10 protein-coding genes and 2 tRNA genes are annotated in these 13,436 nt (G+C 74.5%); 2 read left to right on the top strand and 10 right to left on the bottom strand.

The features are described from left to right. Positions 1–244 precede the first annotated feature (244 nt). Positions 245–1,003, top strand: coding sequence for an IclR family transcriptional regulator (locus tag ACIPW5_RS18900; RefSeq protein WP_401245975.1), 759 nt, complete (start codon positions 245–247; stop codon positions 1,001–1,003). Positions 1,004–1,112: 109 nt separating this feature from the next. Here ACIPW5_RS18900 and ACIPW5_RS18895 read toward each other — a convergent pair. The 5 genes from ACIPW5_RS18895 to ACIPW5_RS18875 form a co-directional block, all read right to left on the bottom strand. Further along, positions 1,113–1,186, bottom strand: a tRNA-Lys gene (locus ACIPW5_RS18895). 76 nt (positions 1,187–1,262) lie between these two features. Beyond that, positions 1,263–2,969, bottom strand: coding sequence for an AMP-binding protein (locus ACIPW5_RS18890; RefSeq protein ID WP_401245973.1), 1,707 nt, complete (start codon positions 2,967–2,969; stop codon positions 1,263–1,265). Positions 2,970–2,995: 26 nt separating this feature from the next. Beyond that, entirely contained in the window at positions 2,996–3,586 is a 591-nt protein-coding gene (locus ACIPW5_RS18885; RefSeq protein ID WP_401245971.1) for a lytic polysaccharide monooxygenase, read from the bottom strand. 293 nt (positions 3,587–3,879) lie between these two features. Continuing rightward, positions 3,880–6,516 (bottom strand): SPFH domain-containing protein, encoded by a 2,637-nt coding sequence (locus ACIPW5_RS18880; protein WP_401245969.1) that lies wholly within the window; start codon positions 6,514–6,516, stop codon positions 3,880–3,882. Then, positions 6,513–7,919, bottom strand: a complete 1,407-nt coding sequence (locus ACIPW5_RS18875; protein ID WP_401246196.1) for a peptidoglycan-binding protein — start codon at positions 7,917–7,919, stop codon at positions 6,513–6,515. The genes ACIPW5_RS18880 and ACIPW5_RS18875 overlap by 4 nt, the downstream gene beginning before the upstream one ends. 228 nt (positions 7,920–8,147) lie before the next feature. On the opposite strand from ACIPW5_RS18875, the gene ACIPW5_RS18870 reads away from it, so the two are divergent. Continuing rightward, positions 8,148–8,221, top strand: a tRNA-Lys gene (locus ACIPW5_RS18870). A 56-nt stretch (positions 8,222–8,277) separates the two neighbouring features. Here the strand turns inward: ACIPW5_RS18870 and ACIPW5_RS18865 are convergent. From ACIPW5_RS18865 to ACIPW5_RS18845, 5 genes are all read right to left on the bottom strand, one after another. Continuing rightward, positions 8,278–8,937 (bottom strand): class F sortase, encoded by a 660-nt coding sequence (locus tag ACIPW5_RS18865; RefSeq protein WP_401245967.1) that lies wholly within the window; start codon positions 8,935–8,937, stop codon positions 8,278–8,280. Further along, positions 8,934–9,536 carry a hypothetical protein gene (locus tag ACIPW5_RS18860; RefSeq protein WP_401245965.1) on the bottom strand — a complete coding sequence of 201 codons (603 nt, stop codon included), beginning with the start codon at positions 9,534–9,536 and terminating at the stop codon, positions 8,934–8,936. Before ACIPW5_RS18860 ends, ACIPW5_RS18865 begins: the two co-directional genes overlap by 4 nt. Positions 9,537–9,648: 112 nt before the next feature. After that, positions 9,649–10,428 (bottom strand): HAD-IIA family hydrolase, encoded by a 780-nt coding sequence (locus tag ACIPW5_RS18855; RefSeq protein WP_401245963.1) that lies wholly within the window; start codon positions 10,426–10,428, stop codon positions 9,649–9,651. A gap of 122 nt (positions 10,429–10,550) precedes the next feature. Then, a complete protein-coding gene (locus ACIPW5_RS18850; protein WP_401245961.1) occupies positions 10,551–12,164 on the bottom strand; it encodes an alkaline phosphatase family protein in 1,614 nt (537 codons plus the stop codon). A gap of 167 nt (positions 12,165–12,331) precedes the next feature. Beyond that, positions 12,332–13,417 carry a 2-aminoethylphosphonate ABC transporter substrate-binding protein gene (locus ACIPW5_RS18845; protein ID WP_401245959.1) on the bottom strand — a complete coding sequence of 362 codons (1,086 nt, stop codon included), beginning with the start codon at positions 13,415–13,417 and terminating at the stop codon, positions 12,332–12,334. Positions 13,418–13,436 lie beyond the last annotated feature (19 nt).

The following is a 13,436-nucleotide window of genomic DNA, read 5'->3' as shown; positions in this document are numbered from 1 at the left end:
GCCCGCGGCGCCCCGTATGCCCCGTACGCCTCGTACGGCGTTCGTACGAAGAACTCGAACGGGAAGTGCTCGCCGGGCATTCCCGGCAGACCGGGCCATGCCCGTGCCCGTGGCATATGCCAATCGATTAGGCCCAGGCAGAGGGGCTTGATTAAGCCATCAATCTCCTCAACACACGCTCCACGTGGGCCTCTTGATGGCTATCGTGGTAGAGCAAGCGGTAACAACCTGGTAGGGGGAAACCGTGGCGCTGAAGCCCGAGCCGACCGCGCCGTTCCACTCGGTGCAGTACGCCCTGCGCGTACTCGAAACGATCTCGCGGCACACCGGCGGTGTGACCGACGTGCAGATCGCGCGTGAGACCGGCCTGCCCGCGGTCCACCTCACCCCGATGCTCCTCATGCTGCGGCGCGAGGGATACGTCCTCCAGGTCTCCGACGGCGCCTACGCCATAGGGGACTCCCTCGTCCTGCTCGGCTCCGGCATGGACCGGCAGCAGGCCCTCCAGGAGAAGCTCCAGGACACCCTCGACAAACTGCGGGACTCGGTCGGCGCGGCCGTCTACATCAGCCGCTACGTGGACGGCGAGGTGCGCATCACCCAGTTCGCCGACAGCCCGCGCACGCCCAAGGTGCACGAGTGGGTCGACTTCCGCTCGGCGGCCCACGCCAGCGCGGTCGGCAAGTGCCTGCTGACCCAGCTCGACCTGAACGGGCGGCGCGACCACCTGTCCCGGCACAAGATCGCCCGGCTGACGTCGAAGACGATCGTGAACGAGCGGATCCTGTTCTCCAAGCTGGACTCCCAGCCCGCCACCGTCCCCGTCCTGGACCTCCAGGAGTACGCGGTCGGCACCGTCTGCGCGGCCGTCCCGATCACGGCCGGTGCGGCGGTGGGGTGTCTGGCCCTGTCCATGCCGGTCGAGCACGCCCACCGGCTGCGCGCCGCGGCCGACGCCCTGAACCGCAAGGCCGCACCGCTACTGCTGTCGCTCACGCTCTGAGGTCCCGCGGGCCCCGAGGGGGCGGTGGCGCCCGGCGGGGCACGGCGGGAAGGACCCGGAAAGCACTTCGGGCGGTTCCCGGTGAACCGGAAACCGCCCGAAGATCAGGTGCGCCGCCAGGGACTCGAACCCCGGACCCGCTGATTAAGAGTCAGCTGCTCTAACCAACTGAGCTAGCGGCGCCTGCTGACAGAGAAAATACTACCTGCTCTCGAAGGGTGCTCCAAACCATTACCGCGGCGGTCGCGCGGCGGGCCCCTCAGCGCTCCAGCAGCTCCCTGCGGCCCTGGGCCTCGTACGCCGACAGCAGTGCGGCGCGGCCCTCCCCGTCGAGGGGGCGGTAGGCGCCGCCGGTCCGGTGCCAGACCGGGCCGGGGCCGAGGAAGCCGGCCCGGCGCAGGGCGACCCGGTGGATCTTGTTCGTGGCCGTGACGGGCAGGGCGTCGAGGACCCTCACGTAGCGCGGGGCCATCTTCGTGCCGAGGTCGGGCTGTGCGGCCAGGAAGGCGGCGAAGGCCTCCGGGTCGAAGGACGCCTCCCCGCGCAGGGCCACCGCGGCCATCACCTGGTCCCCCGCGACCTCGTCCGGGACCGCGTACACGGCGACGGCGGCCGCCGCCTCCCAGCGGGCCAGGACGTTCTCGATCACCGCGGCGGCCAGGTTCTCGCTGTCGACCCGCAGCCGGTCGTCGGTGCGGCCCGCGAAGTAGAGGAAGCCCTCGGGGTCCCGGAAGAACAGGTCGCCGGTCCAGTACCAGCCCCCGCGGGTGCGGGCCGCCTCGGCGTCGGGATTGCGCCAGTATCCCTCGAAGAGGCTGCGGCCCCGGTTGACCAGCTCGCCGATGGCCTCGTCCCCGTTCAGCAGCCGGCCGCGCGCGTCCAGGACCGCGGGCGGGCACTCGCGGCCCGTCTCCGGGTCGACCACGGCCAGGTCGTCCCCCGGGGCGGCCCGGCCCAGCGCGCCCTCGGGGGTGCCGGGGCCGCGCTGGACGGAGGCGCCGCCCTCGGTGGCCCCGTACCCCTCGACCAGCCGGACCCCGAAGCGGTCGGCGAAGCGGGCCGCGTCCACCGCCCCCGCCTCGGTGCCGAAGCCGAGGCGCAGCCGGTGCTCCCGGTCGTCGGGGCGGGGCTCGGTGGCCAGCAGGTACTGGACGGCCCGGCCGACGTAGGTGAAGTACGTCGCCCCGTAGGCCCGTACGTCGGACAGGAACGCGGAGGCCGAGAAACGGTGGCGCAGCGCGACCGGGGCGCCGGCGCAGAGGGCGGGCAGCCAGTCGGCGATGACGGCGTTGCCGTGGAAGAGCGGCATGCAGATGTAGTGGACGTCGTCGGGGGTGACCGAGAAGTGCCGGGCGAGCGATCCCCCGGCGGCGGCGAGGCGGCCCTGGCTGCAGACGGCGGCCTTGGGGGCGCCGGTGGAGCCGGAGGTGAAGTAGAGCAGCAGGCGGGTGTCCGGCCGGGGGCCGCCGGGGCGCACGCGGGCCGCGCCGGGCTCTGCGGCGGCGTACGGGGCGAGCAGGGCGGCGTACTCCTCGGTGCCGGTCACCAGGAGGCGTACGCCGGGCAGGTCGAGGCCGCGCAGCAGCGGGAGGTGGGCGGGTTCGGTGACCAGGATCCGGCAGTCGGTGTGCAGGATGTCGCGGGCCAGCTCGGGGCCGCGCCGGGTGGGGTTGATCCCGGCGACGGCGGCCCCCGCGAGGGCCGCCGCGCCGAGCCAGAAGGGGAACTCGGGGGTGTTGTCGAGCAGCACCCCCACGTGCGGTTCCGCGCCCGGCGGCAGCAGGTCGGCGAGGAGCGCGGCGCGGGCGGCGGCCTCCTGCGCGGTCCGGTGGCGGCTGAGGACGACGGGGCCGGCGCTGTCGGCCGCGCCGGCCCCGTACATCAGTCCCGGCCGGTGGTCGCCCCACTGGCGCGCGACGAGTTCCGCGACGGTGCCGGCGGCATCGGGTGCTGTCGTGGTCCGCATGCCGCCGGAGGTTAGCTGACGTTCCGTCAGAATTGAACGTCGGAGCAGGCGTAGAAGGCCATCGGGGTGTCGTTGACCGTCCAGACAGCCAGGATCATGTGCCGGCCCGTCTTGCCGGCCGGCATGGAGCCACGGTGGATGGTGGTCATGTCCGGGCGGCCGCCGTTGTAGGGGACGACGAGGAAGGGCTGCGGGTCGAGGGAGGCGCGGGTGAGGGGCTTGGTGGGGTCCCAGCCGTTCTTGGTGACGTAGTACTTGAAGTCGGTGGTGGAGTGGTTGGCGGTGAACTGCCAGCGGAAGTCGAAGGGCTGGCCGGAGTTCACCCTGGTCGCGGGCCAGTTGCCGCCGCGCGGGTCGTCGAGCTGGGCGAACTCGGCGTGCCCGCCGGCGCATATCTTCCCGTCCGCCGGACCGGCCGCGGGGAAGCCCTTGTAACCCTCGACGCTCTGCGGCTCCCACTGGATGGGGCCGCAGTCGGAGACCGTCCTGTTGGCACAGAGCTTCTGGCGGCTGATGGGGGTGTCGGTGTAGCCGTGGCTGCTGGCGTTGGGGGCGCCGAGCAGGGTGGCACCGGCGAGGAGGCCGAGCCCGAGCGTCGCGGCCGCGCCGACGCGCACGGGACGGGAGGTACGGGAGGGTCGTGCGGGGCGCGAGGGCCATGAGGGCATGCGGAAGGAACGCATGGTGCTCCTTGGGCGTGGGGGGAGGGGATTCCGGCAGGTGCGTGCGCGCGCGTGGGGATCGGCCCTGGCGGGCCGGCGGGGACTGCGACTCCGAGCGGTGGGGCGGACTAGGTCTAGACCAAGTCCCACAGTATTGACGGGAGTTGGCCATGTCTATACCAATGCGAAAACGGGTGGTCCGGTCATTACCGGCCACCCGTCCGCGTACGGAACCCCCGTGACTGCCGTTACTGGTCGGACCGCCCGGTGTAGAAGGCGACGGTGAGGTCCTTGACCAGGGCCTTGCGCTCGTAGTCGTCCAGCTCCACGATGCCGCGCGAGGTCAGCCGGTGGACCGTGTCGTCCACGGCGTCGACCACGGAGGTCAGCACCGTGTCCCGGTGCTTGGCGTCGATCGCGGCGACCCGGCGGCGGCGCATCGCCTCCGCGACCTCGGGCGCGTACTCGATCCGGGTCGGCTGGGCGGAGAACACCTCGATCCCCACCGCCTCGGTCCCGGCCGCCACCATCCGGGTCAGCGCGTCGCCGACGGCCTCGGCGTCGCGCAGGGTCGGGGCGTCCTCGTGGAAGGCGTCGGCGGGCAGCTGGGACAGCACCCGGGCCATGGCCGACTCGACCTGCTCGGCCAGGTAGTCGACGTGGTCCTCGACGGCCAGCGTGGCCCTCGCCGTGTCCTTCACCTGCCAGACGACCTGCACGACCACCTGGAGGGCGAGGCCGCCGGAGTCCACGGCGGCCATCGGCTCGCTGCGCCAGTGGCGCAGCCGGACGTCGACCCGCTGGCGCAGCAGGAGGGGGCTGATCCAGGTCAGGCCGGTACGCCGGACCGTGCCGCGGTAGCGGCCGAAGAGGGTGAGCACCCAGGCGTGGCCGGCCCTGGCCCGACCGAGGCCGCCGAGCGCGAGGAGGGTGACGATGCCGAGGAGGGCGAGCGGGGGCCAGTGCGCGGCGCGCAGCCCGTGGTAGGCGCGGGGCGAGGCCCCGAAGGCGGCGACCACGGTGGCCGGGACCACTCCGGCCCGCCACAGCACCGCCGCGCAGCCGAGGAGGGCGAGGCCGCCGACCGCCACCGCGATCCAGCCGGGCAGTACGGGCCCTCGGTGCTCGCGGAGCCGGTCGTCGCCCCGGGGTACGCGGCGCCCGGCCGACGGCTTCTTCGGGGCGCGGGCGGCGGAGGTGGTGGCGGCCGGGACCGCGGGCGGTCGGGGCTGCGGGCGGAACGGGATGTGCAGCGGGACCTCCGTGACGGCGGTGCCGCTGCCGCTGCCGCGCGGGGGGCGGGGGGGCTCCTCGGCGCGCATCCCGCGCGCGACGGCCCGAGCGGCGATCTCGGCGGGCCCGGGGCCGGGCACGCCGGACGGGGGCTCGGGGGTGGGGTGCGGGATCCCGGCCGCGGCCCCGTCCCCCGCCCCGGCCTGGCTCCGCGCGGCGGGCACGTCACCCGGAGCCGGCTGCGCGGACCCGGCCGCGCGGGCCTCCGCCGGTGCGGCGGCGCGGGGGGCCGGGGCGGTGACGGCGGCCGGCTCCGGGCGGGCGGGGTGGACGGCGGCGACCCCGGACCCGAACCGGGTGGCCCCGAACGGCTGGGCCGCGGCCGCCTCGACCGGGTGCCCGTCCCGCACGGCCGGCCGCACCGGATCGGCGGGGTGCCCGGCCGCGGCGGCGGGCTGCGGGCCCGGGCCGGAGTGGGCTTCGGGCGCACCCGGCCCGGCAGCGGAATCCGGCTGCGGGCCCGACGCGGCGTCCGCTGCGGGCGACCCGGGGGGCATGCCCGGCTCGGCGTGGGAGGCGGGGTGGGGCGCGGGATGCCCGGCGGGCACACCCGGAGCGGCGTAGGCCTCGGGGCGCGGCGCGGGATGCCCGGCGGGCGCGGTGCGGGCGTCGGGCTGCGGCGCGGACGCACCCGGCGCCGGGGCCGGGCGCACCGCCGCCCTGGCCCCGGCCGGCGGCTGCGGGCCCGGGGCCGGGCGGGCTTCGGGGTGCGGCGCGGGGTGCCCGGCGGGCGCACCCTGAGCGGCGTGGGCGGCGGGGTGCGGCGCGAGGTGCCCAGCGGGCGCACCCGGCGCCGGGGCCGGGCGCACCGCCGTCCTGGCCTCGGCCGGCGGCTGCGGGCCCGGGGTCGGGCGGGCTTCGGGGTGCCCGGCGTGTGCGCCGGGTACCGGGGCCGGGTGCGCGGCCGCCCGGGCGGCGGTGACCGGCTGAGGGTCCCGCTCCGGGTGGGCCGCGGGGTGGGGCGCGGGCCCTCCGGCGTGCGCATCCGGGGCCAGGGCCGGGTGTGCCGCCCCCCTGACCTCGGCCGACACCCGCGGACCCGGCGCGGGGTGCCCGGCGGGCGAACCCGGGGCGGCGGGGCGCGGCGCGGGCGCGGCCACCCGGGTCGCGGCAACGGGCTGCGGGCCCGGCGCGGGGTGCGGCCCGGGCGCGGGCGCCGTGGCGGACGTGTCCGGGACCGGGTGCGCGGCCGCCCGGGCTGCGGGCTGCAGGGCCGACGGGCCGGCCGCACCCGTCGGCCGCGCCGGCGGCGGGGTGGCGGGGTACGGGGCCGCGGCCGGGTGGGCGGCCGCCCGGGCCTCGGCCGACGGCTGCGCGCCCGGCGCGGCGTGGGCGGCGGGGTGCCCGGCGCGCGTGCCCGGCGCGGGGTGCGGCGCGGGCGCGGGCGCCGCGGTCGACGCGCCCGGGGCCGGGTGCGGCGCCGGGTCGACCGGGTGCGCCGAAGCGGCGGTGGGGCCCGGGGCCCACGTGCCCCGGTACACCGCCACCGGGTCCGCGAGCGTCGCCGCAGGCGGAACGGCGGGGAGGCCGGGGACCCGGAAGGCGCCCGTGGTGAACGTGGTGTGGGTGGGGTACATCGTTGCCTCCGTCATGCGAACAGCCGGCGCCAGGTTTCCGGGCCCGGGTAGCCGTCGGCCGAGGCGCCGCGCCAGCCCTGGGCGCGCTGGAAGGCCTCGACGTTGCGGCGGTCGGCCTCGCTCCAGCGGGGGCCCGGGCCGGACGTGTAGTGCTTGCCGAAGCCCTTCTGCACCAGCCGGCGGCCGAGGGCGAGTACCGCCGGATGGGACTGCCCCGGGCGGAAGACCCGCAGCCCGGGATAGGCGGGCACCCCGGTGGAGCCCGGCAGGGCCGCCGGCGGGGATCCCGGCTTCGGCGCGCCCGGCCCCGTCCGCCCCGTCGGCGGGATGTCCCTGCCCTGGCGCTGGACCAGCAGCCGCCAGGTGTGCTCGCCCGGGATGCCGTCGGCGTCGGCGCCCGTCCAGCCCTGCGCCTGCTGGAAGGCCTGCGTGGCCTGCAGGTCGGCGTCGCTCCACTTCGGGCTCGGACCCTTGGGGTAGAACCGCAGGGCACCCCGCCCGATCAGCATCTTGGCCAGCTCGGCGACGTGCTCGTTGTCCGCGCCCGGACCGAACTTCGCCGCGCCGGGGAAGGCCGCCGTGCCCGCCGCCGGGGCGCCCGGTACCGGCGCGTCCGGGAGGACCCCGGTGGTCACGCCGTTGTAGCGGTACGGGAGGTACTTCTCCGAGTTCTTCCAGTACCCGTACGGCGTGGCCTGCTTCCGCGTGTACGGGCGGGTCTGCTCGTAGGCGACGTAGTGGGTGCGCGTCTCGTCGACCCAGCCGCCGAAGATGACCACGTGCGAGCCGTTGTTGGGGTCCGCCGGGTTGTGGAAGAGGAGCATGTCCCCCGGCAGCAGCTCCTCCTTCGTGATCTTCGTGGCGAAGGTGTCGAGGCTGCCGGTCCACTCGTTCGTACCGAGGTTCCAGACCATGGAGACGTACCCCGAGCAGTCCTGCCGGTAGCCGTCCGACCAGTACTCGGACATGCTGTACGGGACGCCGGCCTCCAGCCAGATCTTCGCCCGGTTGATGATCGTGGCCCGGTCGATGGCCCGCACCGCGGGCGGCGCGCCCGGCCGGCCCGTCGCCGAGGACGGCGGACGCGGCCCCGTGACCGGCGCCGGCCGTCCGTGCAGCGGGGCCCGGCCGCCCTGCGGGGTGCCCGGACCGTCCGAGCCGTTCCGGTCGTCCAGGGTCACCGGCCCCGGGCCCGGCACCGGCCCGGCCGCGGCCAGCGCCGCCGACCCGCCGCCGCCCAGCACCACACCGGCCGCGGTCGCCAGCACCAGCGCCCGGCGGGCCCCGCGCGCGGCCGGGTGGCCGCCGTCCCGCAGCGCTATGGCCCGCCCGCGCGCGAGGGCGCGGCGTCGCTGCGCGCACCCGAGGCACACGCAGTCGCCGGCGGGCTCGTACTCCTCGAAGGCCGGCATCGTCATCGGCGTCGGCATCTGCACATGCACCGGGGGCTGCGTCCTCATGCGGTTCCGTCCACTCCCCTGCTCGTCCACTGGTCGGCCGGGCACGCATCTGTCGGGGCATCAGATTCGGCTCGACCAGACATATCGTGCACGATAAACCCCCCAAACATGGGTTAATCGGACAACGCGGGCGCGGCTGGGTCACGAGCACCTCGGCAGGTGGGGTAGAGTTTTCCCTGTCAGCAAGCGCCGCTAGCTCAGTTGGTTAGAGCAGCTGACTCTTAATCAGCGGGTCCGGGGTTCGAGTCCCTGGCGGCGCACAGACGAGGAGAAGCCCCCCGCAGCGAAAGCTGCGGGGGGCTTCTTCGTTCCCTGCCTAGACCGATGCCGCGCCCGCCCCCGCGCCCGTCAGGTACGCGGAAACCACCACGTTCGCCGAGTACTGCCCGGCCGCCTTGTCGTAGTTCCCGCCGCAGGTCACGAGCCGCAGTTCGGCCCGGCCCGCGACCCGGGGCCCGTACGCCCGGTGCGGGTCGAAGCCCTCGCGCTCGTAGACCCGTACGTCCTCCACGGTGAACTCGGCGACCGTCGCGTCCGCCCGCGCCACGCGGATCTTCTGGCCCGGCTTGAGCGAGCCCAGTCCGTAGAACACCGCCGGCTTGGACTTCGTGTCCACGTGCCCCACCATCAGCGCGGCACCCGCCGCGCCGGGCGCGGGGCCCGCGCCCCACCAGCCCACCGTGCCCGGCAGCTCGTACGGCGGCGGGTCGATCGCCCCCTGCGCGTCCAGGCCGCGAGCGATCACCGGCGCCCGGACGCCCAGGTCCGGTACGTCGACCCGCGCGGGCATCGCCCCGGACAGCGGGGGCCGCGCCGCCGGGAGGGCCGCCCCCGGCTGCCCGGCGGCCTGGCCCGCGGGCGGAACGGGCGGGACCCCGGTGATCTCCTTGCCCCACAGCCACAGGCCCAGCACCAGCACCGTCCAGGCGGCGAAGGTCAGCAGCCGGCCGCCGGCGGAGGCCCTGGGCTCGCTCATCCGCCGTTGCGGCGGCGGCGCAGGGTGATGGCCCGGCCCGCGACCGCCAGGGTGGCCGCGGCGGCGAGGACGGCGCCGATCACGGTGTGGGGCAGCCCGGGGCCTTCGCCTTCGTGGCTCTTCTTCGCGGCCGCCGCCAGCCGGGTCGTCTCGGCGACCTGGGCGGACATCCCGCCGCCGCCCGCGTGGACCGGCCAGACCGGCGAGCGGTGCGGGTCGGGGCGGTGGTGGCCGCCGTGCCGGATCTCGATGGAGCCGCGCAGGCCGTCGGCGCCCTCGCACTTGACCCGGATCTCGTGCCAGCCCGGGTCGGCGTGCCGGGCGATCTTGGTCTCGCCGTACAGGGTCCGGCCGTCGCCGCGGCCCGAGGAGAGCCGGACGTCGGACGAGAAGACCGGGGACCGGGCGACCCCCCAGTCCCCGTCGCAGCCCCGCACGCGGATCTTGACGTGCGCTCCCGGCTCGGCCGGGTTCGGCTCCGCCGAGACACCGCCGCGGTCCCACTCGTTCGCGAGGGCGGCGGGGGCGGTCACGGCGGTGCACGCCGTCAGGGCGACGGCGGCCCCTGCGGCACGGAGAGCGATCAGAGAACTGCGCATGGTGAACCTCCTCAACAAGGAGATTCACGCGCGACGCGCCGCTCCGCATCCGGAGCGGCGCTCTCTTGGCCCGTACGTGTCAGCCGTACGCGCTAACGCACGGCCTCGCCGGCTAGACCAGGTCGACCAGGTCGGCGATGGAGTCGACCGTCTTGGTGGGCCGGTACGGGAACTTCTCGGTGTCCTGGGCCGTGGTCAGACCGGTCAGCACGAGGAAGGTCTGCATGCCCGCCTCCAGGCCGGCCAGCACGTCGGTGTCCATCCGGTCGCCGATCATCGCGCTGGTCTCGGAGTGGGCGCCGATGGCGTTGAGGCCCGTCCGCATCATCAGCGGGTTGGGCTTGCCGGCGAAGTACGGCTTCTTGCCGGTCGCCTTGGTGATCAGCGCGGCGACCGCGCCCGTCGCGGGGAGCGGGCCCTCGGTGGAGGGGCCGGTCTCGTCGGGGTTGGTGCAGATGAAGCGGGCGCCGCCGTTGATCAGCCGGACGGCCTTGGTCATGGCCTCGAACGAGTAGGTCCGCGTCTCGCCGAGGACCACGTAGTCGGGCTCGTGGTCGGTCAGGATGTAGCCGATGTCGTGCAGGGCGGTGGTCAGACCCGCCTCGCCGATGACGTACGCGGTGCCGCCCGGGCGCTGGTCGTCGAGGAACTTCGCGGTGGCGAGCGCCGAGGTCCAGATGTTCTCGACGGGCACGTCCAGGCCCATGCGGCTGAGCCGGGCCTGGAGGTCGCGCGGGGTGTAGATGGAGTTGTTGGTCAGCACCAGGAAGGGCTTGCCGGACTCGCGCAGCCGCTTGATGAAGGCGTCCGCCCCGGGGATCGGCGTGCCCTCGTGGATGAGGACCCCGTCCATGTCGGTGAGCCAGGATTCGATCGGCTTGCGCTCCGCCACTGACTTCTCTCCGCTCTGCTGGCCTCTGACCTGTGGGCCTGTGGTCTGTACCACCACCCTAGCGGGCGCGGGCCGCGGACGCCGGGGGCGTCCACGGCCCGGACGGACCGGCCGGAGTCCCCTTATCCGAGCCGGACGTTGTCGACGGTCCAGTACCAGTTGTTGTTGCCGCTGTAGCGGAAGCGGACCTGGACGTCGGTGGCCCCCGCCGGGACCTGGAGGGTGAGGGACTCGGACTTGGCGACGGCGTCGGCGGTGTACGTCTTCACGACCGCCGGGGTGCCGCCGTTGTAGGAGACGAGGACCTGGGCGGTCTGGCCGGCCTCGTGGCGGTAGTGCGTCTGGAAGTCCAGGGTGCGCGTGGTGCCGCCGGTGACCGCCCACTTGGGGGTGACGAGGGTGGAGTCGAAGGTGCCGGTGTGGGCCTTGTCGTCCCACTCGTCGGAGTCGGCGACGGCGAACACGTCTCGGGAGCGGACGTTCAGCTCGCGCCACTGGTCGCGCTGCGCCTGGCTCCAGAACTCGTCGGTGGCGAAGGCCCATCCGGCCCATTCGGTGACGCCGCCCGTGCCCATCTTCGAGTTGTCGACGGCCCAGCCGGCGGGCGGGGTGTGCGTGAAGCCCTTGGTGGCGGCGGGGATCCCGGTCTCGTCCACGCGGGCCTGGAGGTTCGGGCGCAGCGTGTCGAAGGGGTCGCTGTCGGGGGCGTTCAGCGGGAGGCCGTCCAGGGCGGCCGTGGTGACGCCGACCTGGGCGAGGGCGATCGCGGCGACGTCGACGAGGCGGACGTCCTCGCGGACGGAGCCGGCCGGGATGCCCGCGCCCTTGGCGATGACGAAGGTGCCGCGCTCCTGGATGGTGGAGCCGCCGTGGCCGCCGCCGTCGGTGTGTCCGTGGTCGGTGGTGACCAGGATCTTCCAGTTCTCCTGGGCGTAGGAGGGGCGGGCCTTGACGGCGTTGAGGAGCTGGCCGACCAGTACGTCGACGCGGCCGACGGCGTCGAGGTACTGCTGGCTGGCGGCGCCGTAGGAGTGGCCGGCGGAGTCGACCTGGCCGAGGTAGACGAAGGCGGCGTCGGGGTTCTGGTCGCGGAGTTCGGCGGCGGCCGCGGCGGCGATCTTCGGGTCCTCGTTGCCGTAGCCGTCCCGGTCGCCCTTGAGGGAGAGCCGCTTGTCGACCTTGGCGGAGAAGATCGGGCCGTTCTGGTCGGTGGAGGTGATGGGCTCCCAGTCGGCGGCCGCGTAGGTGTTCAGGGAGGGCTTGGCGTTCTCGGCGCGGGTCAGGAAGTCGGGGTACGCGCCGTAGTTCTTGCCGGTGAAGGAGTTGTCCTTCACGCCGTGCTTGTCGGGCCAGACGCCGGTGGCGATGGTGGACCATCCGGGGCCGGAGGAGGTGGCGGCCATCGGGTTCGCGTACAGGGTGCTGCGGGCGGTGAGGCCTTCGGCCATCAGGCCGTTCAGGTGGGGGGCGTTGGCGGCCTTGACGCGGTCGAGGACCACGCCGTCGAGGCCGATGACGAGGACCTTGTCGGTCCCGGCCTGCGCCGCGGCGGCAGCCGGGGCGGGGGCGGCCGGGGCGGAGGCGGCTGCCTTGGCGGCGGCCTCGGCCGCCTCCTTGGCCGGGTCGGCGGGGCCGGGTGCGGCGGCGGCCGTGGTGCCGAGGCCGAGGGTGGCGGCGAGCAGGGCCGTGGCGGTGGCGGCCACGGCGAGGGTGCGTCCGGACGGGACAGTGGACACGTGCTCCTCCAGGAGCGTCGGGGAAGGCGCGGCGGATCGAGCGGCAGCGTGCGGGTCGTGCGGGGACGTGCGGGGACGTGCGGCGGGTCCGGACCGAGGGCTCCCTCGGTCCAGACCCGTTATGCAGTGGTTACTCTTGCGGCCGTGAATGACCTGGGGGTTAAGGCTCAGCTTCCGGTCGCGGACTTCCACGCGTCGACGTGGGCGGTGAGGTTCTCGTCGATGTCGGCCCAGTCCGGCTGGAAGACCTCGACGCCGGTCATCAGCTGGGTGAGTTCGATGGCGTTGGCGTCGGTCGGCCTGACGTCGGAGCGCGCCGGGAAGCCGCCGCCGATCTCGCTGACCTGCTTCTGCGCCTCCTCGCCGAGCATGAAGTCCAGGAGCTTCTTGCCGTTGTCGGCGTGGGGGGCCTTGGCGACCAGGCCGGCGGCGTAGGGCAGGGCGAAGGTGGTGGGCTTGCCGCCGTCCTTGGCGGGGAACCAGATGCCGAGGTTGGGCATGGACTTGGACTGGGCGAAGTTCATCTGGACGTCGCCGTTGGCGACGAGCAGTTCGCCCTTGTCGGTCTTCGGCGCGAGCTTGCTGGTCGAGGAGGAGGGGCCGACGTTGTTGGCCTGGAGCTTCTTCAGGTACTCCATCGCCGGTTCCCTGCCGCCGAAGTCGTGCATCGACTTGATGAGAACGGCCGTGCCGTCGCCCGCGACGCCGGGGGTGGAGTACTGGAGCTTGCCCTTGTACCTGGCGTCGAGCAGTTCCTCCCAGGTCTTGGGGGCCTGGGGGAGCTCCTTCTTGTTGTAGACGAAGCCGAAGTAGTTGTTGACGACGGAGGTCCACTTGCCGTCAGCGGCCTTGTCGGCCCCGTTGACCTTGTCGGAGCCCTGCGGGACGTACGCCTGGAGCAGCCCCTTGCCGTCGGCCTGCTGGATGAAGGGGGGCAGGGTGATCAGCACGTCGGCCTGGGTGTTGGTCTTCTCGCGGACGGCGCGCTGCACCATCTCGCCGGAGCCGCCCTCCACGTACTTGACCTCGATGCCGGTCTTCTTGGTGAACTCGGCGAAGACCTTGTCGTACCAGCCGTCGCCCTTGTCGCTCTTGAGGCCGTCGGCGCTGTAGACGGTGACGGTCTTCTCGCCGCCGCCCTTGCCGGAGCCGTCGGCCGTGGCGGAACCGCCGCAGGCGGTGAGGGAGGCGGCGAGGGCGAGGCTGCCGGTGAGGGCGGCGGCGGTACGGAGCGCGAGTGTGCCGGTGGTCATGGAACTTCCTTACGGGGAA

The sequence above is a fragment of the Streptomyces sp. NPDC090077 genome (assembly GCF_044747545.1).
In the GTDB taxonomy this organism is placed as follows: Bacteria; Actinomycetota; Actinomycetes; order Streptomycetales; family Streptomycetaceae; genus Streptomyces.
This window is presented reverse-complemented; position numbering and strand designations above follow the sequence as displayed.

Coding starts and splice junctions, on each gene's coding strand:
- ACIPW5_RS18890 (WP_401245973.1), bottom strand. CDS start 2,969: ATGCGGACCACGACAGCACCCGATGCCGCCGGCACCGTCGCGGAACTC.
- ACIPW5_RS18880 (WP_401245969.1), bottom strand. CDS start 6,516: ATGACGGAGGCAACGATGTACCCCACCCACACCACGTTCACCACGGGC.
- ACIPW5_RS18875 (WP_401246196.1), bottom strand. CDS start 7,919: ATGACGATGCCGGCCTTCGAGGAGTACGAGCCCGCCGGCGACTGCGTG.
- ACIPW5_RS18865 (WP_401245967.1), bottom strand. CDS start 8,937: ATGAGCGAGCCCAGGGCCTCCGCCGGCGGCCGGCTGCTGACCTTCGCC.
- ACIPW5_RS18860 (WP_401245965.1), bottom strand. CDS start 9,536: ATGCGCAGTTCTCTGATCGCTCTCCGTGCCGCAGGGGCCGCCGTCGCC.
- ACIPW5_RS18845 (WP_401245959.1), bottom strand. CDS start 13,417: ATGACCACCGGCACACTCGCGCTCCGTACCGCCGCCGCCCTCACCGGC.